Raw genomic sequence first — 22,564 nt, 5'->3', positions numbered from 1 at the left:
TCAATTATGATGTCCAAAATTGTTTGCTAGAGTTAACTAGCTATTTTTCATCAACGTTTGTTGTTCAGTTTTCAAGGTTCATGTCGCTGTCTCAAGCGAACTTCTATATCTTAGCATTTCCACTAAGTTTTTGTCAACAACTATTTTCAAAAAGTTTTTTTTAAAACTCGTTTTCAATATGTTGTTTCGTTTGCGTCACCTTAGCGACTTCATAAATAATATCATCTATATTAAAAATACGCAACTACTTTTTCAAAAAAACTTTCATTTACTTTCGTTAGCATCTAAATACTTCTTCACTTATATATAAGAAACAACGTAAATAAAAAGGAGACAGCTGCGTATTACACGTGCTGTCTCCTTAGCTTTCATTAGTTAAGTACGTTCACTTTTACTAACGCTGTATACAAAATTTTCGCCATTTGCTGACGCGTTAACGGCTGCTGTGGCATGAAGTTATTGTTATCACCTGTCATGATGTTTTCTGCTAATAATTTAGCTGCTGCATCTTGTGCGTACGGTGAAATGTTCGCTGCATCGTTATACGATAATGCTGCTGTGTTCGTAAATGTATAGTTTTGTTTTTCCATTAGGCGTACAATAAGCGCTGCTGCTTGCTGACGTGTAATTGTTGCCCCTGGCTCGAATGTTGTTTCTGTTTTACCTGTTACGATACCCGCTTCGTATAAAGCACCTACTGCATCTGCATACCATTTCCCTTGCACGTCTGTAAATGGTGTTTCTTTCGTTGCTTTTACATTCAGTGCACGTGCGATCATTACGGCAAATTGCGCGCGTGTCATCGGTGCAGTTGGTGAGAATGTTGTTTTTGTCGTACCTGTCGTAATGCCCGCTGCGTATAATGCGTCGATTGCCTCTTTACTATATGAATCGGCAATGTCCGTAAACGGTGCAACTACTGCTGGCTGCTCTTCTGGTGTTTCCTCAGGCACTTCTACTGATGGCGTTTCTTCCTCAGGTTGTTCGTCTACGTCCGGTGTTTCCTCTTCAGGCACTTCTGGCGTTTCCTCTACCGGCTGCTCTTCTTCAGGTGTTTCAGGTGTTTCTTCAACTGGTTGCTCTACTTCTGGTGTCGTCGGTGGAGCTGGGTTTGGTGTCGGCGCAGGAGATGGTGTCGGCGTTACTTCCGGTGTTTCCTCTACTGGTTCTTCTACTTTTACTAACTCTACTTGCACTAACACTGGGTCATGGTCTGAGACGCTACCGTTTTTCTCTTGTACGTTTGCATTGACATGCACAACGTCTACTTTCGCTGTTTCAACTAAGTTATGCGTCACTAAAATGTGATCAAGCACTTGGTTGTTTCCTTCAAATGAATATGTGAAACGGTCTGCCGCTTCTACTTCGTCGATCATGTTCGTTAGCGTATCGCCTTTTAACGCTTCAAGTGGTGCTGAGAACTGGAAGTCGTTCATGTCGCCTGCTACGAAAATGTTCGCGTTCGGATTTTTCTCTAAGCCTTTTTTCACGAATGATTGAATCGCTGCTGCTAGCTCTACACGCTCCGCTTCTGAAACAAGTGTTGCTGGTTGCGTTTTACCGAATAACGGCTCGTCACCTGATTTTGAATTTAAGTGCGCACCGATCACTGTGAACGCTTCACCTGTTTTGTTAAACGTAAACTGTGCCGCAAGTGCTTTACGTGTATTTTCTTGCTTATGCTCCATAACGCGACCTGGGTTTAACGTTAATTCGCCGTCTGCTGTCCACTCCGTACCTTCTGTTGCTGAACCTTTTGGCGCTTCTTGTAATGTGACGCGCTCTGGGTTGTATAGGAAACCTGGACGAATGTTACCACCTGGTGCACCGCCGTCTTGATTGTTTTCTGGTGCGACGTCTGCCCACTTGTATTCAATGTTCGTTAACTCTTTAATTTCTGCGATTAACGCCTCGTAGCTTTTCGATGCATCTGTGTTGCCTGAATCTGTCGCGCCGTCGTTATCTTGCACTTCTGTTAATGCGATGACGTCCGGTGTTTTTAAGTTGTTAACGATTTGCTTCGCTAAGCCTTTCGTTTTGTCTACTGGCGTTGCTGCTGAGAAGTTTTCGATGTTGTATGTCGCAACCGTTAATTTGTTTTCGTATACTTCAATATGCGTAATGTCATCTTTATGTGCATTCGTCACAAGCTCTGGTAATGCCTCTGTCGTAAATAGCTTGAAGTTGCTGCTGTCATAACCCATTACCCCAACGATGTCACCTTTAAATGAATCACCTGATGTTGCTGTGTTGTTTCCTTTATCAACGAAAATACGAGATGGGTTGAAGTTATCTTTCGCAATGCTTAAGCCGCCTAAGTTGTTGAACGTTAAGCCTTCGATGTTTGGCACGACTACTGTTGTTCCACCTGATTGTGGCGCAACGATTTTCGCGTCCTTCACTGCTACACGCATACCTTCTAATGATTCATAGAAGTCGATCGCATCGTCTTGTGGCTCGAATTTCGTTAAGCCATCGTTGTCGATCACGGTTTTCGGTGCTACTACGTCTTCACCGATGTAAAGTGCTGTCGGTAAGTCTGCTGTATCTGTTTTTTCATGACTTTCTGCAACGATTGTCGTCGTCGTTAAATCTGTGCCGCCACCTTGCTCCACTACTTGACCTTCTACTGTTACAACGTCGCCCGCTTTATAGCTATGACCTTTTGCTGTTACGAAAATCGCATCAGATGTTGCCACATCGCCATCACCTGCATCTTGAATGACGAATGAATCTGATGTTGTGCGCGTTACTGTACCTGCTACACGTACGATTGAATTTTCAACTGGTGACGTATGCGCTGCCCCTTGAATGTCGCCAATTTTTTTGTCGTCATAAAACGGTGCGATTGTGTACACAAATTCCTTCTCAACTGATTTGCCACCGAAGACGATTAATGCTTTTACTGTCATTGACTGTGTAATTTCGATTGGTGACATGTACACTGGGCTATCTTCTGTCGGTGTTGAACCATCTGTCGTATAGTAAATTTTCGCATCGTCATAAATTGTCGTTAAATCAAGCGTTGTGCCTTCTTTTACTGCGCCTGAACCTTTTGAAGCCGCAAGCTCACCTTCGAACTGAGCTAAATCCCACACTTGTACGCGGTATGTGCCGTTGTTGTTGCCGACAATTCCTGTTACGTTCACAACGTCGCCTTCTTTAAACGCTTCTTTAAACGCCGTACCTGTTAAGCCACCGCGAGAATCGTTATAAACGACAACTTTTTTACCGTCTTCTGTTAATACGTTCATCGTGAAGTTATCGTAGCTATCTGTCGTTACTTCTGTTACTGTTAATTGCTCTAACTGTACAAGCTCCCCTAAATACGAATCGTCAATCGCTGCTGGTGCTACTGTTTGTACAGCTGGTAATTCCTTCATGCCGACAATTTCGATGTTCGTTGGACGAATTTGTACTTCACCGTTATATGCATCGCGCTTTCCTTCCACGATCACTTCTTGCCCTACGCTAAAGCCTGAGCCTGGTGAATAGATGAAAATTCCTGCTGTATCATCTTGTACGTAAAACGATCCTGCGCCGTTAAAGCCTGGCTTCGACGTAATAACACCTTTAAACTTCACGATGTCCCCAACTGCTGCTGCGCGTGCTGCCGCTACGTCCGTCGTTTTAACTTCGATAACTTCTTCAACGCCGTCTTCCACTAATGTAAATGCCGCTTCGCCAATTGCTTTTAACGTGAATGTACCGTCTGGGTTACCCGCAATACCTGTTACGTCTACAACGTCACCGCTGTTAAAGCCCGCTGCTACGAATTGTTCGTACGTATAGCCGCTGCGGTAATCGAGCTTCACCGCTACGTCTGCTTGTCCGTCCTTTTTCGCAATGAAATCAAACGTACCTTGGTCATTTGATTTCATTAAGCCTGAAATTTTCACGCCTTTTAATGTAATAAGCTCACCTTGATTGTCCGCTGTTACTGTTTCTTCTACTGGCGTCACTTGCTCACCTGTGCTTGGTAGCTGCTCAATTGTCGGGTTACTTAACTGTAGTTCACCTTTATAAGCAGCTAACGAACCGGTAACGCGTACTTTATCACCTATGTTAACGTCCGTTTCTTTTACGTAAACGAACATCCCACCTGTTGCATCTTGTATGTAAAATGATTGGTTACTGCCTGCAAAGCCTGGTGCTGTCGTTACGACACCTTCAACCGTTACAGTTTGCTTTAACTCTAGTGCACGCGCATCCGCAATTGTACTCACACTTACCTCTTCAGCTTGTACGGTTGGTGCGATTGCTGTCGTTACGAGCGCAGTCGCTGCTAAAAACTTTGTTGTTTGTTGTAATTTTTTACGTTTCGTCATTATATAATTGCCTCCATGTCATTTTCATCTTTTTTCAATATAACGAGGAACAAATTATGCTTCAATAGCGATACATTCGTCTGACATCGGAGGTCTACACGCTTTGCGACAATAAAAAACACAAGCGTTCGCGTTTTGCGATGCACTTGTGCCGAAGATGTATAATTTTTAAGCCTCGATCTTTTGCTGTGCGCGAAGCTGTTTACGTTCCTGCAGTCGTTTGCGATCTTGCTCTGATTGCGCATTATATTTCGGGAGCATAAGCAGCTGATATGCATTGACTGCAACAAGCGGAAACAGCAACAATGCGACGTAGCTATCACTCGTCGATGCGCGCCCCATTAACGCAATGAGCCATTCAAGCGACGTTACGACGATCATGAAAAATAGCGCTGAAATGAACACATGCTTTTTGCCCGTCATTTTCACTTTTTGCATCGCTGTTACAATCGCACTGCTGATCAGCACAACAAGTAGCACGATGTAGAACGCGTGCTGCTGCCATGTGTTCGCATCGGGCATGAAGCGGAATATGACTAAATCAACGAGCACGACGACAATGAGCAACAGTTGTACCCAATTCCAAAGTGTGAGCGTTTTAAACACACCGACGCCAATTTGATGAATCGTTAAATATGCAAAGTAACCCGCCTGCGCAATAACCGCCATCGTCACGCCTAGTAAAAACATCCAAACGAACGTCGCAATCACTTCACCGTACTCACCTGCTTCAATAAACGGCGCATATACGTCATAGCGAATGAAAAAGCTCGCAACTGCCGTTAACGTCCCACCTAGTAAAATGCCCCAAAATGCAAATTTCATAAAGTTCCGTATCGTCATCCCCTTTAGCCCCCAATGCTATTTTTTCTAAAATACGCACATATGTACATCGAAATGTAACGCTTTTCCTTATTTTATCAAACGACACGAGGCGACGAAAGCAAAAAGCGCCACCCTTTCATCACGAAAGAGTAGCGCCATTTATTATTTCGCTAACTTATCGATGACGTTTTGTGCCATTTGTAAGTAAAGCTTACCTGTTGGATGTGTTTCTGCATATACAGAAGGTGCGAAGTCTTCCTCGTCCCAATCTGGTTGACCTAGTGGAATTTGACCAAGTAGCTCTGTGCGTAATTCTTCCGCAAGCTTCGGACCGCCGCCTTTACCGAATACGTACTCGCGCTCACCTGATTTTGATTCATACCATGCCATGTTTTCCACAACACCAAGAATTTCGTGATCTGTTTGTAACGCCATCGCCCCTGCACGTGCCGCAACGAATGCTGCTGTTGGATGTGGAGTTGTCACAACGATTTCTTTTGATGCCGGTAACATTTGGTGAATATCAAGTGCGATATCGCCTGTGCCTGGTGGTAAGTCTAATAATAAGTAATCAATTTCGCCCCACTCGACGTCGCGGAAGAACTGATCAAGCACTTTTCCAAGCATTGGACCACGCCAAACGATCGGTGCATTGTTTTCAACGAAGAAGCCCATTGAAATGACTTTTACGCCTAAACGGTCTACTGGGAAAATGCGATCGTTTTTCACAACTGGCATTTCTTGTACACCCATCATATCTGGTACACTAAAGCCGTAAATGTCCGCATCGATTAACGCCACTTTTTTACCTAAACGTGCAAGTGCTACTGCTAAGTTAACAGAAACAGTCGATTTCCCTACGCCGCCTTTACCTGATGCAATCGAGATAAATTGTACTTTTGATAACGGTGATAAAATATCTTGTGCTTCTGATTCCGTTGCTTGTCCGCGGAATTGCTCAAGCTTTTCTTTTGAAAGTTCTTCAAAGCGAATACCAACTGTGTTTGCACCCGCTTCTTTTAACTTCTCAACTACTTTCATTTGCAGTTGCATTTGCTCTGGTGTATTCGTTTTTGTGATCGCCACTTTTACGCTCACGTGGTTTTTTTCCTCTTTAATCGAAACGCTTAAAATGCCGTCTGTTTCTTGTAACGTTCTATGTAAAAACGGATCTTCTAATTGACCAAGAATTTCACGGACTTGTTGCTCGTTAATCAAGTAAAACACTCCCCTAAATCTGTAAGATACGTCCTATTATAGCATAACTATTTCGCGATTCGGCTATGATATGTTTAGGAACAAGAAAGCCTTCTTACTTGAAAATATAGAAAAAAGCTCACTCTTTGAAACTTGCTACAAAATCATCAATCCATCCTTTATGCTTTTCTTGAAGATAGCTAACTATCTCGTCATCATTTTTGTTTAAAATACATTTGAGCCGTCTATAGGCATCGTGTATTTCCTCTTCTCTAATAGTTGATAATATTTGGTACCTTTCCAGTGTTTCTATTTCTGAAAAATACGGATCTTCTTCTTCAAAAAGTCTAAAAATTTCTTCTTCGACATTCAGAAAAGGTAATACACTAACCCACTCATTTTCTTCTATCTTGCTTCTTTGATCACCATCGTATACACATTTGATATTAACGCCATTTAAAATAGCATGCCCTGCCAATTTTATAACATCTACTACTTTAGTTAAATTTGCTTCACCATTAGTCTTTACAAATAATACACTATCAACCTTATCTTTAAGAAAGTCCATAGCTAACTGATCTTCAGTAAATACGACTTTTTTATTTAACAAGCCTTTATCATTGAATATTTCTTTTCTGAAAATCTGGGTATATTTTTCAGTATCTACTTCAATAACCTCTTCTTGTTCTTTTAAAATAAGTTGAATTTTGGCATTAAAATTGATTAAATAATCTACTAAATCGTAGTTATTTGTTGTCATAACAAACTGGATATTCTTATTTACAGCTGCATAAATCAAAAGCTTTACATAATTCCTTAAAGACATAGGCGCTAAATAATTACAAGGTTCATCAATATAATAAATGGGTTTCTTTTCGGGTTCTAAGTTAAACATAAAAAAATATACAGCAATTAAGTATTCTCCTACGCCCATTTCATGAGAAGTATATGTGAAGCCATACTCATCTTCAACCTCTATATAATAGAAAACATGTGAGCGATATTCATTCAACTCTTCTATAATGCTTGCACCAAAAATCTTCATAATATCTTCTGCTTCATATCGTTCTTCTAATTCATTCATACTCACAATTGTATACTTTATAGATTTATACCGTTTCCCTAGCATTGCAGCTAACATTCTCAAATCTTTTTCACGCACTTTAATAAAGGTCAATTCTTCAAATAAATCTAGTTCCTTGATAATTTCAATAAATTTCTTAGATAAAATTGGATAGGTCTCACTCAAATAAGCTTTTTCTCCACAGTCAAGGTCATACTCGTTTTTAAGAAATCTAGTCTTCCCGATACCATTATGTCCCAAAATAACTTTTATTGGAGGTAATTCGTCTTCATACATTTTTCTAGAAAGATCTCTTATTTTCGCATCCTTAATTTTCATTTAACCCCCTCCCAATTATCTTCAATGTAATTATACTCTTTCGCATACTCCAATACTCTTTTAGTGTCATTCATATACATTGTGTCATTTTCAAAAACTATTTTTAGAATCGCCTGTCTTATCCTTATATTCTGAGCATCAGTTGAAGCTGCCATAGATTTATTTTCAAATAGATTATATATTTCAGAGTCTTTATAATAATGATTCGAATTATTAACAAAAGATAACAACCCTTGAATTTGTACATACGAAATTTTTTTATCACTAAAGACCGTAAAGAAGAGTAAAAGAGAAAATATAATAGATTTAGAATATCTTCTATTTTCAGCTGAATCAAATTCTATAGCATTTAATAGAATCTTCATACCTTCTTTAACATGTTCAATAGTTTTCTTAGAAAAAACATGGTTATCTCTATATAAATTTATAAGCATATCCGAATTTATCTTCTTTTTAATATCTTTAAACTCATACAAATAACAGACCTTTACTATCAAGTCTTCATATGTTCCTCTAGTGTTAGAAAAACCAATTGTTTCCTTACTAGCTCCTAATTTAATGAATAGATCACCTAATTCTTTAATTTGAGAGCGCGTTTCTCCAAAAAAAGCATTTCGTTTTTCTACTGTTGTTAATGTCATTGGATTATTAAAACGATAAAATAGTTCTGCTATTTCTTCAGCTGTCGCATTTTGAATAAAATATATACTAATATTTGTTCCTAAAATTCTGTTATAAAATTTATTAAAAATATCTCCCTGTTCTTCTGATTTCATTTTTAAATCCGAGAATCTCATTTTATCTAACTCTTGAATCTCTTTTGATTCAGGAAGTATGTTACCATCAATAGCAAATTCATTATTTAAAAAAGATAGGATAGTTGATATTCTTTGTAGACCATCTAAAATCTCTTGTCGATCGCCTTCTGTTTCTATTAGTTGTATTGGAGGAATAGGCCACTTTCTCAAAATTGTATCAATTAATTTCTTTTTACGTTCTAATCCCCAAACTTCTCCTCGTTGAAAATCTGAATCAATTTTTATACTACCTCTGTTAATCTTTCTTTCGAGTGTTTCAATATCAAATGTTACTTGTGTATAATCCATTTTTTCATCACCCCATTATTTAATAGTAAATAATGGATTGTTTTTTGTAAACAAAAACACGCCCCGACAAATGTCGGAGCGTGTTTTGAAACTCTGTACAAACCAAAATTAACGTTTTGAGAATTGAGGTGCACGACGAGCGCCTTTAAGACCGTATTTTTTACGTTCTTTCATACGTGAGTCACGAGTTAATAAGCCTGCAGCTTTTAACGTCGGACGGAATGCTGGGTCAACTTGTAGTAATGCGCGAGCAATACCGTGACGTACAGCACCAGCTTGACCAGTGTATCCACCACCGTTAACGTTTACGTGGATATCATAGCTTCCTGTAGTTTCAGTTGCTACTAATGGTTGTTTAATTACTTCACGTAACGCTGCGAATGGTACGTACTCTTCGATGTCACGTTTGTTGATTACGATGTTGCCTTCGCCTGGTACTAAACGTACGCGGGCTACTGAACTTTTACGGCGACCTGTGCCGATGTATTGAACTTGTGCCAAGGTTGTATCCTCCTTTTATTATTATCCGCGAAGCTCGTATGCTTCTGGTTTTTGTGCTGCGTGTGGGTGCTCTGTACCAGCATAAACGTTTAATTTACCAAACATTTTACGGCCTAAAGAGTTCTTTGGAAGCATCCCTTTGATAGCTAACTCAAGCATTTGAGTTGGGTATTTTTCTTTCATTTCGCCAGCTGTGCGTTGTTTTAAACCGCCTGCGAATTGAGTGTGACGGTAGTAAATTTTACCTTGTAATTTATTACCTGTTAACTCGATTTTTTCTGCGTTGATGATGATTACGTGATCACCTGTGTCAACGTTTGGTGTGAATGTTGGTTTATGTTTACCACGTAAAATAGCAGCTACTTCAGAAGCTAAACGACCAAGTGTTTGGCCTTCAGCGTCGATTACTAACCATTTACGTTCTACTTCGTGACCTTTAGCCATGAATGTTGTACGCATGTATATATCCTCCTAATCGATATGATTACCGTTATTTTTCATTAGTTACACTGTATAAGTTTCGGGGCTTATTATTGTGGTGGTAATGAAAATACCATACATCATCTTATAACGAATTTAATTTAAAGTCAAGCATAAAAAGTGAACACCTGGTAAAGTTGTTAAACGCCTAGTAATACACGTGTTCCAAGTATAATCCATTCGGCGGAGCTGTTTTTCCCGCTAATTTACGATCCTTACTTTCGATTATTTTTTGTACATTTTGTGGCGTTCGTTTTCCAATGCCAACTTCCCACAATGTACCAGCGATAATGCGCACCATATTATATAGGAAACCATTTCCCTCGATTGCCATGTGCAGCTCATCCCCATGAAAATCAATTGTAATGCTTTTTACTATGCGCACTTTATCTTGCACACTCGTATTTGCCGCACAAAAACAAGAAAAATCATGCTCCCCTAAAATGTACTGCGCCGCCTCACGCATCTTTTTCACGTCAGGCTTCACGCCGTTTGTTTCCGTCGTATAATGGCGACGAAACGGACTTTGCACAGCAGCTGTACACCAAATGTATCGATAGCGCTTGCCTGACACGCTGTAACGTGCATGAAAGTCCGGCGCTACTTCCTCGCAATGCAACACGCGAATATCACGCGGTAGCTGCACATTCAACGCTTTCATATAACGCTCTGGCGGAATGGTTAGCGGCGTATCAAAATGAATGACTTGCCCTGTCGCATGAACGCGTGCATCGGTACGACCACTCGCCGTAATTTTCACAAGTTCATTTTTATGCATCATCTGTAACACTTTTTCAATCTCTAGCTGTACAGTACGCGCTCCTGGCTGCACTTGATAGCCCGAAAAATCCGTACCGTCATAGCTAATGATCATTTTTAATCGTCTCATGTCGCTACCCTCTTACTAAAAATAGTCCTACTGCTAATCCAATAAGCGCCACTAAAATGACTGTATCCCGCAGCTGCCAGTTTAACTGACGGTAACGTGTACGTCCTTCACCGCCTCGGTAGCCGCGCACTTCCATCGCGGTCGCCAAATCTTCTGCACGTTTAAATGCACTGACAAATAGCGGCACGAGCAGCGGCACTACTGCTTTAATACGGTCTTTCATCGGCCCTGCACTTAAATCTGAGCCACGAGCCATTTGCGCCTTCATAATTTTATCTGTTTCATCCATTAACGTCGGAATGAAACGCAACGCAATCGACATCATAAGCGCTAATTCATGTACTGGAAACTTCACTTTTTTCAGTGGGTTCAGCAATACTTCAAGCCCATCTGTAATTGAGATCGGTGACGTCGTAAGCGTTAAAATCGTCGTCATAAATACGAGCACAAGGAAGCGAATCGAGATGAAAATACCTTGTCGTAACCCTTCCTCATACACTTTCAAGAAACCTAGCTCAAATAATAAGTCTCCCTCTTTCGTAAACAAAATATGAATGAAGAATGTAAACACAAGCAAGAGCAGCACTGGCTTGAGTCCGTTAATAATAAAGTACGGACGAATGCGACTGAGCAGCATGACTAAAAACGTAAAACTAATCAGTATACCGTACGTAATCGCATTGTTTGCAAGAAACACAATAATAATAAAGCCAAAGACAAACAACAGCTTTGCGCGTGGATCGAGCTTATGCACGAACGACTCACCCGGAATGTAGCGACCAAAAATCATTTTCTCCATCATGCGCGTCCACCTGCCTTTATATATGCGGCAAGCTGCTTAGCAAAATGCTCTTCCGTTAACGACAACTCTCGTAACGGCTCACCGATGAGTTTCTCCACTTTACGCTGGAACGCAACTAATCGCGGCAACTCTAAACGATATTCACGCAGCTTTGTCTCGTCGCTAAACAGCTCTGTCGGTGTCCCTGTGAGCACACAACGACCTTCATGCATAATTGATACGTAATCGGCATAACGTGCGGCATCCTCCATGCTATGCGTTACGAGAATCGTCGTTAAACCGCGCTCTTGATGAAGTGCATAAAACATATCCATAATTTCACGCTGTCCACGTGGGTCAAGCCCTGCTGTTGGCTCATCTAATACGATGACGTCTGGCTCCATCGCTAGCACACCTGCAATCGCAACACGGCGCATTTGCCCACCTGATAAATCGAATGGCGACTTATCAAGCACACTTTCTGGTAAACCTACGAGCGTAATAAGCTCCTCAGCACGCTTTTTCGCTACAGCTTCTTGCATGCCGAAGTTCATCGGTCCAAACATAATGTCCTTTAGCACCGTTTCTTCAAATAGTTGATGCTCTGGAAACTGGAATACGATGCCGACTTTTTGGCGCACTTCTTTTAAATTTTTTTGCTTCTTCCCTGCTTCAATGACACGATCACCAATGACAACCGTTCCACTCGTCGGACGTAGCAGCGCATTGAAATGCTGTAGCACGGTCGACTTCCCTGAACCAGTATGCCCAATAATTGCTTGATACGTGCCTGATTGAATGTGCATATTAACGTTATACAACGCGCGCTTTTCAAACGGCGTTCCTTTCGCATACGCATATTCTACTTGTTGAAGTTTGATGTCCATAGATCATTCACCAGCTCTTCTTCTGTAAGATGTTGTCCTGTTAATTGCACGCCCTGCTGCTGCAATAAGCGTGACACTTTCATCGCAAATGGCAAATCAAGCCCTAATGCGGTTAATTCATCACCGAGCGTAAAAATTTCAGTCGGTGTTCCTTCTGCAAACTTTTTGCCACCATTCATAAATAATACGCGGTCTGCAAGCATTGCTTCCTCTAAATCATGTGTAATTGAAATCACGGTTAAGCCTGTCTCACGTCGAAGCTGTTGCACCGTCTGTAACACTTCTATGCGCCCTTGTGGATCGAGCATAGACGTTGCTTCATCTAAAATTAAAAGCTTAGGACGAAGCGCCAGTGCCCCCGCAATCGCAACACGCTGTTTTTGTCCACCTGATAAATGATGCGGCTCATGATTTAAAAAGCCGTCCATTTTTACTTGCGCAAGCGACTCATGCACACGCTTCACCATATCATCAAACGCGACACCGCTATTTTCAAGCGCAAACGCGACATCATCTTGCACTGTCGCTCCTACGAACTGATTATCTGGATTTTGAAACACCATGCCCATTTGAGAGCGTACGTCCCATAAATTTTCCTCTGTTAATACGTCGCGATCAAAACGAACTTCTCCTGACGTCGGCGCAAGTAAGCCGTTCATAAGCTTTGCGATTGTCGACTTGCCCGATCCGTTATGCCCAACAATCGCAATCCATTGCCCTTTCGATATCGAAAAGCTGACGTTATCGACTGCATTTTTACTATTTGGCTCTTCTGGCGCATATGAAAATGTCACTGCATTGAGTGATAAAATTTCTGTCATTGTTGTGCGTCTTCCTTTCTACTCTCAGCTCAAAACTAAACTATTTATATAGCATATCGGTTAAGCAATTGTAAATGGCTAGGAGCAATGCGGCGAGACTCCTTGGGCAATAGCGTGAGACTTGACGTGACTACGTCGAGGAGGCTCAAGCCACGCCCCAGGAAAGCGAAGCCGCAACACGCGACTAGCCAACACATTGCTAATTCGCATATATGCTAAATACTAACTTACACTGTTTTTCACGCACTGACCACCGTTATTGCTCGGAAAAATAAAAAAGCATCAGCAGAAAACTTCTGCTAATGCTCTTTCGTTACAAGCGTCATACAAATTATGTATGAATAAAAAAGCGCGCACCTCATTCAGAGAAATGCGCTTGTACATTTAAAAGGTAAGAACACGGCTGCTCATTTCCGTGTCCTTTTGAATGAGGTGCGAGAGCTAAACGAGACGCCACTATTTGCATAGCCCGCTCATCATAACGCTCAGCTTAATTATTGTCGTATAAATCATTTTTGGCTTTGTGTAAAAAAAGAGAGTGCCGCTCCACCGGTGAACCGGCTTCGACGGACACCCTCACTTACCTCATATTTATGATTAAACTAATTCAATCACAACTACAGGTGCACCGTCACCACGGCGAGGACCTACTTTAAGAATACGAGTGTAACCACCTTGACGCTCTGCGTAACGTGGAGCAACATCGTCAAATAACTTTTGAAGTGCGAAAACAGTGTTCTCGTTACCTTCAGCATCAGTAGTAGCTACTAATTCACGACGAATGTAAGCAGCTGCTTGACGACGAGCGTGTAAATCACCGCGCTTACCTAAAGTAATCATTTTTTCAACAGTTGAACGTAACTCTTTAGCGCGAGCTTCAGTAGTTTCGATGCGCTCGTTGATGATTAAGTCAGTAGTTAAATCACGTAATAAAGCTTTACGCTGAGAACTTGTACGACCAAGTTTTCTGTAACCCATGGAAATTTCCCTCCTTTAATGCAAAATACTAAAATGTGTAATATCGCTTAGTCTTCTTTGCGTAACCCTAAACCAAGCTCATCTAATTTCGCTTTTACTTCTTCTAAAGACTTACGACCAAGGTTACGAACCTTCATCATGTCGTCTTCTGACTTGTCAGCTAACTCTTGTACCGTGTTGATACCAGCGCGCTTTAAGCAGTTGTAAGAACGAACAGAAAGATCTAATTCCTCGATAGTCATCTCTAGAACTCGTTCTTTTTGATCTTCTTCTTTTTCGACCATGATTTCAGCAGTTTGTGCCTCATCCGTCATGCCTACGAAGATGTTTAAGTGCTCTGTTAAAATTTTCGCTCCAAGCGAAATCGCCTCTTTAGGACCGATGCTACCATCTGTCCAAACATCAAGTGAAAGTTTGTCGTAGTCAGAGCTTTGTCCAACACGAGTATTTTCAACTTGGAAGTTGACGCGTGAAACTGGAGTGTAAATAGAGTCGATCGGGATAACGCCGATAGGAAGATCCTCACGTTTGTTTTGGTCAGCTGGAGTGTAACCACGTCCACGTTGTGCGTACATACGCATACGTAAGTGTCCGTTTTTAGCAATTGTTGCGATATATAAATCAGGATTTAAAATCTCAACGTCAGAATCATGTGTGATGTCAGCAGCAGTTACGATGCCTTGCTCATCACCTTTAATATCAATCTCAATTAATTTCTCTTCATCAGAGTAAATTTTTAATGCTAACTTTTTAACATTCAAAATGATTGATGCAACATCTTCTACAACGCCCTCTACAGTAGAGAACTCATGTAAAACACCGTCAATCTGAATTGAAGTAACAGCAGCACCAGGTAAAGAAGATAAAAGGATACGACGTAGTGAGTTACCCAAAGTATTACCATAACCACGTTCAAGTGGTTCTACAACAAATTTACCATATTTGGAATCTTCGCTGATTTCAACCGTTTCAATCTTTGGTTTTTCAATTTCGATCATTCAATTTACCCTCCTTCAAAACATCGAATGTATTAGGTTAATTACCATCATCTTTTTTTAAAACGCCCAGGGCCGATTTGCATAAGACGAGAATACCTAGCAATCACTAGGAATACCTATTACACGCGACGACGTTTTGGCGGACGGCAACCGTTATGAGGAACTGGAGTAACGTCTTTGATAGCAGTTACTTCTAAACCAGCAGCTTGAAGCGCACGGATTGCAGCTTCACGACCTGCACCAGGACCTTTAACAGTTACTTCTAACGTTTTAAGACCATGCTCAATAGAAGATTTAGCAGCAGTTTCTGCAGCCATTTGTGCAGCGAATGGAGTAGATTTACGTGAACCACGGAAACCTAAAGCACCAGCTGATGACCAAGATACAGCGTTACCTTGCATATCTGTAATCGTTACAATTGTATTGTTAAATGTAGAACGGATGTGTGCAATACCAGCTTCGATATTCTTTTTCACACGACGTTTACGAGTTTGTTGTTTACGTGCCATGTCTAAAGGGGACCTCCTTTACTTAATTATTTTTTCTTGTTCGCTACAGTCTTACGAGGACCTTTACGCGTACGTGCGTTGTTCTTCGTATTTTGACCACGAACTGGTAAACCACGACGGTGACGGATACCACGGTTACATCCGATTTCCATTAAACGTTTGATGTTTAATGAAACTTCACGACGTAAGTCACCTTCTACTTTGTATGAATCTAATTGTTCACGGATTAAGTTTAACTGATCTTCAGAAAGATCACGCACACGCGTATCTTCGTTAATACCAGCAGACGCTAATACTTTTTGAGAAGTAGTTTTACCAATACCGTAGATGTAAGTTAATGAAATTACAACGCGTTTATCGCGAGGAATGTCAACACCAGCAATACGTGCCATTCGTTAGTGCACCTCCTTGTTTAATTATCCTTGTTTTTGTTTGTGTTTAGGATTTTCACAGATTACCATTACTTTACCGCGTCGGCGAATTACTTTACATTTTTCGCAGATCGGTTTCACAGATGGTCTCACTTTCATCTAACCTAACCTCCTTAATATTCCGGAGCGCAAAAGATTATTTAAAACGGTATGTGATACGACCGCGAGTTAAATCATAAGGAGATAACTCGATAGTAACCTTATCTCCAGGTAAAATGCGGATAAAGTGCATACGGATCTTGCCAGATACGTGAGCCAGCACTGTATGTCCATTTTCTAATTCTACCTTAAACATCGCGTTTGGCAAAGTCTCAACAACTGTCCCTTCGACTTCAATTACATCGTCTTTCGCCATCAGACCTAGTCTCCCTTCTATTACATAATAATTGAGGTTCTCATCTTTTCATCAAATGACACATGACAAAGCATATATCTTGGATTGTATGAGAGATGTTTGAAAGACGCTCGTCTGGTTTCGCTTCACACAATCCACGGACATTTGATAGTCTCGGATGAGAATTCATACCCGTTATACAGATGCTTCCACGAAACCCATTATACCTTGTCAAAACATCTACTTCACGTAATATGTTTCGAATATTCATCAAGATATATACCGGGCACAATATGCTTTTGCAACTCTCAAATAAATATGTTTCGTTGTTGCTTCCGCATGCCTCCCGCGGAAGCAGTAATCTGCGCCCGGAGCCGGGTATCAGCTGCGGCTGCTCTGTAAAAGAGCATCTAGGTCAGCAAATACTAAATCAATATGTTGCTGCCCATTAATATTTGATAACACACCTTTTGCTTGATAAAAATCAAGTAATGGTTGCGCTTGATTCATATTTACTTCCAGACGGTTTGAAACCGTTTCAGGATTATCATCAGCGCGCGTATAAAGCTCGCCACCCTCTTTATCACATTTACCTTCCTCAGCTGGAGGATTGAAAATTAAATGATAAGACGTGCCACAAGTTTTACAAATGCGACGACCTGATAATCGAGCAACTAGCTCGTCTTTTTCGACTTCAATATTGATTGTATGCTCAATATTTTTCCCTAGTTCTACAAGGATGCTATCTAAAGCTTCTGCTTGTGGTACTGTACGTGGGAAACCATCTAAAAGGAAGCCTTTCTCACAATCAGCTTGGCTTAGGCGATCGCGAACGATGCCGATCGTTACTTCATCAGGTACTAATTTCCCCTCATCCATAAATGATTTAGCCTTTAAGCCTAATTCTGTACCGTTTTTGATAGCGGCACGGAACATATCGCCTGTAGAAATATGAGGGATTGCGTACTTCTCAATAATTTTATCAGCCTGTGTACCTTTACCAGCACCAGGTAGACCCATTAATACGATATTCATACGAAATATACCCCTCCAACAAAAAGTTTTGTTGCTAGTTAGTAGGAAGCATTTGCTCCCTAACAACTAGATTATTTCATAAATCCTTTATAGTGACGCTTTACAAGTTGTGACTCTAACTGTTTCATCGTTTCAAGAGCTACACCTACAACAATCAGGATACTAGTACCACCGATTTGAACTGCTGCTGGTAAGTCCATTAACGCTGTAAACATAATCGGTAAAACCGCGATCATCGCTAGGAAGACCGAGCCAACAAATGTTAAGCGATAAAGAATTTTTGTCAAATATGTTTGTGTGTCATTACCTGGACGAATGCCCGGAATATACGCACCTTGTTTTTTCAAGTTGTCCGTTACATTTTCTGGGTTCACTTGAATGAACGCATAGAAGTATGTGAACGCAATGATTAATGCGACGTAAATAAGCATACCAGTTGGCTTCGTATAATCGAAGAAATTAGTAATTTTAGTTGTTACATCGTTTTCACCAAAGAATAACGCAAGTGTTTGCGGCGTCATAATAAACGCTACTGCGAAGATTACCGGAATAACCCCTGCAGCATTTACTTTTAACGGTAAATGCGTTTGTTGACCTGCTGCTACACGTTCTGAGGCGTTACCAGCAACTCGCTTTGCATATTGAATTGGAATTTTACGTAACGCTTGCGTAACATAAATAACACCAACTACAACAGCTAAAAGTACTAACGCTAACAATACGATAATAATGATGTTGATGAATAAGGCTTCACCAGCACCTTCAATTTGTTGTGCATACAGTTGGTTTACTGCGTTCGGGAACGAAGCCACGATACCAGCAAAAATAACGATTGAAATACCGTTACCTACACCTTTAGCGGTAATCTGTTCAGATAACCAAAGTAAAAATGCAGTACCAGCAGTAAGTACAATTGAAATGATTACGTATGTCATTACACCTTCATCTTGGATCAATGTCCCGCCATACATTTGGTTAAAACCAAACGACATAGCAAATGATTGTATAAACGCTAATATAATTGTGAAGTAACGCGTAAATTGAGCTAGCTTACGACGACCAACGTCACCTTGCTTCGCCCACTCAGCAAACTTCGGCACAACATCCATTTGCAGGAGCTGTACAATAATTGAGGCCGTGATGTACGGCATAATCCCCATCGCAAAGATAGAGAAGTTTGCCAAAGCACCACCGCCAAATGTATTAATGAAACCAACGAGGTTAAACTCGTCAGTTGCCTTTAATACGTCTGCGTCAACGTTTGGTACCGGGATAAATGTCCCGATACGATAAACGATTAACATTAATAATGTGAAGATGATTTTATTTCGTATATCTCGAACACGCATAAAGTTTGAGATTGTCTGAAACATTAGATCACCTCGATAGATCCGCCAGCTTTTTCGATTGCTTCTTTAGCTGAAGCTGAGAATTTGTGAGCTTTAACAGTAAGCTTTTTAGTAAGTTCCCCGTTACCAAGGATCTTAATTCCAGCTTTCTCATTGCTCACTACACCAGTTTCTAATAATAATGCAGCTGATACTTCTGCACCATCTTCAAAACGGTTTAATGTCTCAACGTTAACGATAGCGTATTCTTTACGGTTAACGTTAGTAAAACCACGTTTTGGTAAACGACGGAATAAAGGGTTTTGACCGCCTTCAAATCCTGGGCGAACGCCGCCGCCAGAACGTGAGTTTTGACCTTTATGACCTCTACCAGAAGTTTTACCGTTACCAGAACCGATACCACGACCAACACGGTTACGTTCTTTACGTGAACCAACTGCAGGTTTTAACTCATGAAGTTTCATAGGTGGCACCTCCTTGTAATTTATATGAAAAAAGTTTGAAATTAAATTTCAGTTACAGTAACTAAGTGAGCTACTTTTGCGATGGCACCGCGAGTTGCTGCATTATCAGCTTGCTCAACAGTTTGGTTCATTTTGCGTAAACCTAAAGCTTCAACCACTTTACGTTGGTTTGGCTTCGCGCCGATCACAGATTTAGTAAGGGTGATTTGTAATTTAGCCATTATAATTCCCCCCTTATCCTAATAACTCTTCCACTGATTTACCGCGTAGTTTTGCAACGTCCTCTGCGCGTTTTAATTCAGTTAAACCTGCTACAGTTGCACGCACCATGTTAATTGGTGTGTTTGAACCTAGAGATTTTGAAAGAATATCAGTAATACCAGCAAGTTCTAGTACTGCACGTACTGGACCACCAGCGATAACCCCTGTACCAGGAGCAGCAGGTTTAATTAAGATTGAACCTGCACCGAAGCGACCTTGCACTAAGTGTGGAGTAGTTCCACCCACGCGTGGTACTTCGATTAAGTTTTTCTTCGCGTCTTCAACTGCCTTGCGGATCGCGTCTGGTACTTCTTGTGCTTTACCAGTACCGAAACCTACATGACCGTTTTTATCTCCAACAACAACTAATGCTGTGAAGCGGAAGCGACGACCACCCTTAACAACTTTAGCAACACGGTTAATTGTAACTACGCGTTCTTCAAGTTCTAATTTGCTTGCGTCAATGCGACTCATGAAGTATGTCCCTCCTTCTTATTAAAATTCTAAGCCGTTTTCACGTGCAGCTTCAGCTAAAGCTTTCACACGTCCATGATATAAGTAACCACCACGGTCAAATACCACAGCAGTAATATTTTTTTCAACAGCGCGTTTAGCGATGATTTCACCGATTTTTGCAGCTGCTTCTACGTTTGCGCCAGCACCCTCGAAACCTTTTTCTTGAGTGTTAGCAGAAACTAAAGTTACGCCAGCTACGTCATCGATTAATTGTGCGTAGATGTTCTTGTTTGAACGGAATACGTTTAAACGTGGAACTGATGCAGTACCAGAGATCTTAGCACGAACACGCCCATGACGTTTCTTACGAACTTGATTTTTATCTTGTTTCGTAATCATAGAGGTCACTCCTTTTCTAGATTTTAATGCAATTTAGGCTGCATTATTTACCTGTTTTACCTTCTTTACGACGCACGAATTCGCCTTCATAACGAATACCTTTACCTTTGTAAGGCTCTGGTGGACGTACATCACGGATGTTTGATGCTAAAGCACCAACACGTTCTTTAGAAATACCTTTAACAATGATCTTAGTATTAGTAGGAACTTCTACTTCTAATCCTGCTTCAGGTTCGAATTCTACTGGGTGAGAGAAACCAACGTTTAATACAAGTTTTGAACCTTGTAATTGCGCACGGTAACCTACCCCGATAAGTTCTAATGAGCGAGTGAAACCTTCAGAAACACCAGTAATCATGTTCGCTAAAAGCGCACGAGTTGTACCGTGATTTGTGCGGTGTTCTTTAGATTCAGAAGGACGTACAACAGTGATGATGTTACCTTCTTGCTCGATTTTCATTTCCTTATGGAATTGACGAGTTAATTCGCCTTTTGGTCCTTTTACAACAACAGTGTTGTCAGCAGCAACTTCTACAGTTACGCCAGCTGGAACCTCGATAAGTTTTTTACCTACACGTGACATTAATGGGCACCTCCATTCATTTAAATACTATATTACCAAACGTATGCTACGATTTCGCCGCCCACTTGTTTAGCGCGAGCTTCTTTGTCTGTTAATAAACCTTGTGAAGTTGATACTAAAGCGATACCTAAACCGTTAAGCACTTTAGGAACTTCGTTTGTCTTAGCGTATACACGTAAACCTGGTTTAGAGATACGTTTTAGGCCTGTAATAACGCGTTCGTTATCTTTACCATATTTTAAGAAGATACGGATGATACCTTGTTTATTATCTTCTACGTACTCTACGTCACGTACAAAACCTTCACGCTTTAAGATTTCAGCGATCTCTTTTTTGATGTTAGAAGCAGGAACCTCTAATTTTTCGTGACGAACCATGTTAGCGTTACGGATACGAGTAAGCATATCTGCAATCGGATCAGTCATTGTCATTGCGTTTTACCTCCTTCCCAAATTAGGGGATTACCAGCTGGCTTTCTTTACGCCAGGAATTTGTCCCTTATATGCAAGTTCGCGGAAACAAATACGGCAAAGTTTAAATTTACGATATACAGAGTGTGGACGGCCACAGCGTTCACAACGTGTGTATTCTTGTACTTTAAACTTTTGCTTACGTTGTTGTTTAACGATCATTGATTTTTTAGCCACGTTTTCGCCCTCCTTATTTTATTACTTTTGGAACGGCATACCGAACTGTGTTAATAACTCGCGAGCTTCTTCATCAGAATTCGCAGTAGTTACGATAACGATGTCCATACCGCGTACTTTCGAAACTTTATCGTAATCGATTTCCGGGAAAATTAATTGCTCTTTTACACCTAGTGTATAGTTACCGCGACCGTCGAATGCTTTTTTAGAAACACCGCGGAAGTCACGTACACGTGGAAGTGCGATTGCGATTAATTTGTCTAGGAATTCATACATACGCTCACCGCGTAATGTAACTTTAGCGCCGATTGGCATACCTTCACGTAGGCGGAAACCTGCGATCGATTTTTTTGCTTTTGTTACAACTGGTTTTTGACCAGCGATGATTGTTAATTCTTCAACTGCAGCATCTAAAGATTTAGAGTTTTGTACAGCGTCACCAACACCCATGTTGATTACGATTTTATCTACTTTAGGTAATTGCATTACAGATTTATATTCGAATTTGCTCATTAGAGCAGGAGCTACTTCATTTAAATACTTTTCTTTTAGGCGGCTCATGTAGTTTACCTCCCTTCATATTTTACTTATTAGTCGATTACTACACCTGATTTTTTTGCAACACGAACTTTTTTGCCGTCTTCGATCTTGTAACCTACGCGAGTCGGCTCGCCAGATTTAGGATCGATTAGCATTACGTTCGAAACGTGGATTGCAGCTTCTTGAGATACAATACCACCTTGTGGGTTTAATTGGTTAGGTTTGTTGTGTTTCTTAACGATGTTTACACCTTCAACAAGAACGCGGTCTTGTTTAGGGAAAGCAGCTAAGATCACGCCTTCTTTACCTTTGTCTTTACCAGTAATTACTTTTACCTTGTCGCCCTTTTTAACATGCATTGTG

At 40.8% G+C, this 22,564-nt stretch carries 28 protein-coding genes; all 28 read right to left on the bottom strand.

Features of this window, described 5'->3' with window-relative positions; genetic code table 11:
- Positions 1–371 precede the first annotated feature (371 nt).
- Positions 372–4,328, bottom strand: coding sequence for an S-layer homology domain-containing protein (locus A6K76_RS05765; protein WP_066463006.1), 3,957 nt, complete (start codon positions 4,326–4,328; stop codon positions 372–374).
- A gap of 168 nt (positions 4,329–4,496) precedes the next feature.
- Positions 4,497–5,171 (bottom strand): KinB-signaling pathway activation protein, encoded by a 675-nt coding sequence (locus A6K76_RS05760; RefSeq protein ID WP_066463004.1) that lies wholly within the window; start codon positions 5,169–5,171, stop codon positions 4,497–4,499.
- Positions 5,172–5,315: 144 nt separating this feature from the next.
- The gene (locus tag A6K76_RS05755) at positions 5,316–6,371 is read right to left on the bottom strand and encodes an Mrp/NBP35 family ATP-binding protein (protein WP_066463003.1); all 1,056 of its coding nucleotides are present in this window, start codon (positions 6,369–6,371) and stop codon (positions 5,316–5,318) included.
- 118 nt (positions 6,372–6,489) lie between these two features.
- On the bottom strand, positions 6,490–7,752 hold the full coding sequence (locus A6K76_RS05750; RefSeq protein ID WP_066463002.1) for an OLD family protein: 1,263 nt from the start codon (positions 7,750–7,752) through the stop codon (positions 6,490–6,492).
- Positions 7,749–8,858, bottom strand: a complete 1,110-nt coding sequence (locus A6K76_RS05745; RefSeq protein WP_066463000.1) for a DUF262 domain-containing protein — start codon at positions 8,856–8,858, stop codon at positions 7,749–7,751. Before A6K76_RS05745 ends, A6K76_RS05750 begins: the two co-directional genes overlap by 4 nt.
- A gap of 108 nt (positions 8,859–8,966) precedes the next feature.
- Positions 8,967–9,359 (bottom strand): 30S ribosomal protein S9, encoded by a 393-nt coding sequence (rpsI, locus tag A6K76_RS05740; RefSeq protein WP_066462996.1) that lies wholly within the window; start codon positions 9,357–9,359, stop codon positions 8,967–8,969.
- Between the two features lie 21 nt (positions 9,360–9,380).
- A complete protein-coding gene (gene rplM, locus A6K76_RS05735; RefSeq protein WP_066462994.1) occupies positions 9,381–9,818 on the bottom strand; it encodes a 50S ribosomal protein L13 in 438 nt (145 codons plus the stop codon).
- 169 nt (positions 9,819–9,987) lie between these two features.
- Complete coding sequence (gene truA, locus A6K76_RS05730) at positions 9,988–10,728, bottom strand: tRNA pseudouridine(38-40) synthase TruA (RefSeq protein ID WP_066462993.1); 741 nt, start codon at positions 10,726–10,728, stop codon at positions 9,988–9,990.
- Between the two features lie 4 nt (positions 10,729–10,732).
- On the bottom strand, positions 10,733–11,530 hold the full coding sequence (locus tag A6K76_RS05725; RefSeq protein WP_066462991.1) for an energy-coupling factor transporter transmembrane component T family protein: 798 nt from the start codon (positions 11,528–11,530) through the stop codon (positions 10,733–10,735).
- Positions 11,527–12,396: an energy-coupling factor ABC transporter ATP-binding protein gene (locus tag A6K76_RS05720; RefSeq protein WP_066462989.1), complete on the bottom strand. Its 870-nt coding sequence runs from the start codon at positions 12,394–12,396 to the stop codon at positions 11,527–11,529. The genes A6K76_RS05725 and A6K76_RS05720 overlap by 4 nt, the downstream gene beginning before the upstream one ends.
- Positions 12,372–13,217, bottom strand: a complete 846-nt coding sequence (locus A6K76_RS05715) for an energy-coupling factor ABC transporter ATP-binding protein (RefSeq protein ID WP_066462988.1) — start codon at positions 13,215–13,217, stop codon at positions 12,372–12,374. The genes A6K76_RS05720 and A6K76_RS05715 overlap by 25 nt, the downstream gene beginning before the upstream one ends.
- A gap of 597 nt (positions 13,218–13,814) precedes the next feature.
- Complete coding sequence (gene rplQ / locus A6K76_RS05710) at positions 13,815–14,195, bottom strand: 50S ribosomal protein L17 (protein WP_066462987.1); 381 nt, start codon at positions 14,193–14,195, stop codon at positions 13,815–13,817.
- A 47-nt stretch (positions 14,196–14,242) separates the two neighbouring features.
- The gene (locus A6K76_RS05705; RefSeq protein ID WP_066462986.1) at positions 14,243–15,193 is read right to left on the bottom strand and encodes a DNA-directed RNA polymerase subunit alpha; all 951 of its coding nucleotides are present in this window, start codon (positions 15,191–15,193) and stop codon (positions 14,243–14,245) included.
- A gap of 119 nt (positions 15,194–15,312) precedes the next feature.
- On the bottom strand, positions 15,313–15,702 hold the full coding sequence (gene rpsK / locus A6K76_RS05700; protein ID WP_066462985.1) for a 30S ribosomal protein S11: 390 nt from the start codon (positions 15,700–15,702) through the stop codon (positions 15,313–15,315).
- 26 nt (positions 15,703–15,728) lie between these two features.
- Positions 15,729–16,094, bottom strand: coding sequence for a 30S ribosomal protein S13 (gene rpsM / locus A6K76_RS05695; RefSeq protein WP_066462977.1), 366 nt, complete (start codon positions 16,092–16,094; stop codon positions 15,729–15,731).
- A gap of 24 nt (positions 16,095–16,118) precedes the next feature.
- Entirely contained in the window at positions 16,119–16,232 is a 114-nt protein-coding gene (gene rpmJ / locus A6K76_RS05690; protein ID WP_000868344.1) for a 50S ribosomal protein L36, read from the bottom strand.
- A 37-nt stretch (positions 16,233–16,269) separates the two neighbouring features.
- Positions 16,270–16,488 carry a translation initiation factor IF-1 gene (gene infA, locus A6K76_RS05685; protein WP_016839390.1) on the bottom strand — a complete coding sequence of 73 codons (219 nt, stop codon included), beginning with the start codon at positions 16,486–16,488 and terminating at the stop codon, positions 16,270–16,272.
- 360 nt (positions 16,489–16,848) lie between these two features.
- Positions 16,849–17,502, bottom strand: coding sequence for an adenylate kinase (locus A6K76_RS05680; protein WP_066462975.1), 654 nt, complete (start codon positions 17,500–17,502; stop codon positions 16,849–16,851).
- A gap of 71 nt (positions 17,503–17,573) precedes the next feature.
- Positions 17,574–18,875 carry a preprotein translocase subunit SecY gene (secY, locus tag A6K76_RS05675; RefSeq protein WP_066462964.1) on the bottom strand — a complete coding sequence of 434 codons (1,302 nt, stop codon included), beginning with the start codon at positions 18,873–18,875 and terminating at the stop codon, positions 17,574–17,576.
- Positions 18,875–19,315, bottom strand: a complete 441-nt coding sequence (gene rplO / locus A6K76_RS05670) for a 50S ribosomal protein L15 (protein ID WP_066462963.1) — start codon at positions 19,313–19,315, stop codon at positions 18,875–18,877. Before rplO ends, secY begins: the two co-directional genes overlap by 1 nt.
- 41 nt (positions 19,316–19,356) lie before the next feature.
- Complete coding sequence (gene rpmD, locus A6K76_RS05665) at positions 19,357–19,539, bottom strand: 50S ribosomal protein L30 (RefSeq protein WP_211271743.1); 183 nt, start codon at positions 19,537–19,539, stop codon at positions 19,357–19,359.
- 10 nt (positions 19,540–19,549) lie between these two features.
- Positions 19,550–20,050, bottom strand: a complete 501-nt coding sequence (gene rpsE / locus A6K76_RS05660; RefSeq protein ID WP_066462955.1) for a 30S ribosomal protein S5 — start codon at positions 20,048–20,050, stop codon at positions 19,550–19,552.
- 21 nt (positions 20,051–20,071) lie between these two features.
- On the bottom strand, positions 20,072–20,431 hold the full coding sequence (rplR, locus tag A6K76_RS05655) for a 50S ribosomal protein L18 (protein ID WP_066462953.1): 360 nt from the start codon (positions 20,429–20,431) through the stop codon (positions 20,072–20,074).
- A gap of 43 nt (positions 20,432–20,474) precedes the next feature.
- Positions 20,475–21,014 (bottom strand): 50S ribosomal protein L6, encoded by a 540-nt coding sequence (gene rplF, locus A6K76_RS05650; protein ID WP_066462949.1) that lies wholly within the window; start codon positions 21,012–21,014, stop codon positions 20,475–20,477.
- A 32-nt stretch (positions 21,015–21,046) separates the two neighbouring features.
- The gene (rpsH, locus tag A6K76_RS05645; protein WP_066462946.1) at positions 21,047–21,445 is read right to left on the bottom strand and encodes a 30S ribosomal protein S8; all 399 of its coding nucleotides are present in this window, start codon (positions 21,443–21,445) and stop codon (positions 21,047–21,049) included.
- Between the two features lie 30 nt (positions 21,446–21,475).
- Positions 21,476–21,661, bottom strand: a complete 186-nt coding sequence (locus A6K76_RS05640) for a type Z 30S ribosomal protein S14 (protein ID WP_004233656.1) — start codon at positions 21,659–21,661, stop codon at positions 21,476–21,478.
- A gap of 21 nt (positions 21,662–21,682) precedes the next feature.
- A complete protein-coding gene (rplE, locus tag A6K76_RS05635; protein WP_066462943.1) occupies positions 21,683–22,222 on the bottom strand; it encodes a 50S ribosomal protein L5 in 540 nt (179 codons plus the stop codon).
- Between the two features lie 29 nt (positions 22,223–22,251).
- Positions 22,252–22,560 carry a 50S ribosomal protein L24 gene (gene rplX, locus A6K76_RS05630; RefSeq protein ID WP_066462942.1) on the bottom strand — a complete coding sequence of 103 codons (309 nt, stop codon included), beginning with the start codon at positions 22,558–22,560 and terminating at the stop codon, positions 22,252–22,254.
- Positions 22,561–22,564: the final 4 nt, after the last annotated feature.

It is taken from the genome of Caryophanon latum (genome assembly GCF_001700325.1).
GTDB lineage: Bacteria > Bacillota > Bacilli > Bacillales_A > Planococcaceae > Caryophanon > Caryophanon latum.
The sequence above is the reverse complement of the archived record's forward strand: the minus strand, read 5'-3'. Positions and strand labels throughout refer to the sequence as shown.

Bases quoted from the DNA above. Each gene is read 5' to 3' on its own strand.
- A6K76_RS05765 (WP_066463006.1), bottom strand. From the start codon at position 4,328: ATGACGAAACGTAAAAAATTACAACAAACAACAAAGTTTTTAGCAGCG.
- A6K76_RS05760 (WP_066463004.1), bottom strand. From the start codon at position 5,171: ATGACGATACGGAACTTTATGAAATTTGCATTTTGGGGCATTTTACTA.
- A6K76_RS05750 (WP_066463002.1), bottom strand. From the start codon at position 7,752: ATGAAAATTAAGGATGCGAAAATAAGAGATCTTTCTAGAAAAATGTAT.
- A6K76_RS05745 (WP_066463000.1), bottom strand. From the start codon at position 8,858: ATGGATTATACACAAGTAACATTTGATATTGAAACACTCGAAAGAAAG.
- rplM (WP_066462994.1), bottom strand. From the start codon at position 9,818: ATGCGTACAACATTCATGGCTAAAGGTCACGAAGTAGAACGTAAATGG.
- truA (WP_066462993.1), bottom strand. From the start codon at position 10,728: ATGAGACGATTAAAAATGATCATTAGCTATGACGGTACGGATTTTTCG.
- A6K76_RS05725 (WP_066462991.1), bottom strand. From the start codon at position 11,530: ATGATGGAGAAAATGATTTTTGGTCGCTACATTCCGGGTGAGTCGTTC.
- A6K76_RS05720 (WP_066462989.1), bottom strand. From the start codon at position 12,396: ATGGACATCAAACTTCAACAAGTAGAATATGCGTATGCGAAAGGAACG.
- A6K76_RS05715 (WP_066462988.1), bottom strand. From the start codon at position 13,217: ATGACAGAAATTTTATCACTCAATGCAGTGACATTTTCATATGCGCCA.
- rplQ (WP_066462987.1), bottom strand. From the start codon at position 14,195: ATGGGTTACAGAAAACTTGGTCGTACAAGTTCTCAGCGTAAAGCTTTA.
- A6K76_RS05705 (WP_066462986.1), bottom strand. From the start codon at position 15,193: ATGATCGAAATTGAAAAACCAAAGATTGAAACGGTTGAAATCAGCGAA.
- rpsK (WP_066462985.1), bottom strand. From the start codon at position 15,702: ATGGCACGTAAACAACAAACTCGTAAACGTCGTGTGAAAAAGAATATC.
- rpsM (WP_066462977.1), bottom strand. From the start codon at position 16,094: ATGGCACGTATTGCTGGTGTTGACATTCCTCGCGATAAACGCGTTGTA.
- rpmJ (WP_000868344.1), bottom strand. From the start codon at position 16,232: ATGAAAGTGAGACCATCTGTGAAACCGATCTGCGAAAAATGTAAAGTA.
- infA (WP_016839390.1), bottom strand. From the start codon at position 16,488: ATGGCGAAAGACGATGTAATTGAAGTCGAAGGGACAGTTGTTGAGACT.
- A6K76_RS05680 (WP_066462975.1), bottom strand. From the start codon at position 17,502: ATGAATATCGTATTAATGGGTCTACCTGGTGCTGGTAAAGGTACACAG.
- secY (WP_066462964.1), bottom strand. From the start codon at position 18,875: ATGTTTCAGACAATCTCAAACTTTATGCGTGTTCGAGATATACGAAAT.
- rplO (WP_066462963.1), bottom strand. From the start codon at position 19,315: ATGAAACTTCATGAGTTAAAACCTGCAGTTGGTTCACGTAAAGAACGT.
- rpsE (WP_066462955.1), bottom strand. From the start codon at position 20,050: ATGAGTCGCATTGACGCAAGCAAATTAGAACTTGAAGAACGCGTAGTT.
- rplR (WP_066462953.1), bottom strand. From the start codon at position 20,431: ATGATTACGAAACAAGATAAAAATCAAGTTCGTAAGAAACGTCATGGG.
- rplF (WP_066462949.1), bottom strand. From the start codon at position 21,014: ATGTCACGTGTAGGTAAAAAACTTATCGAGGTTCCAGCTGGCGTAACT.
- rpsH (WP_066462946.1), bottom strand. From the start codon at position 21,445: ATGACAATGACTGATCCGATTGCAGATATGCTTACTCGTATCCGTAAC.
- rplE (WP_066462943.1), bottom strand. From the start codon at position 22,222: ATGAGCCGCCTAAAAGAAAAGTATTTAAATGAAGTAGCTCCTGCTCTA.
- rplX (WP_066462942.1), bottom strand. From the start codon at position 22,560: ATGCATGTTAAAAAGGGCGACAAGGTAAAAGTAATTACTGGTAAAGAC.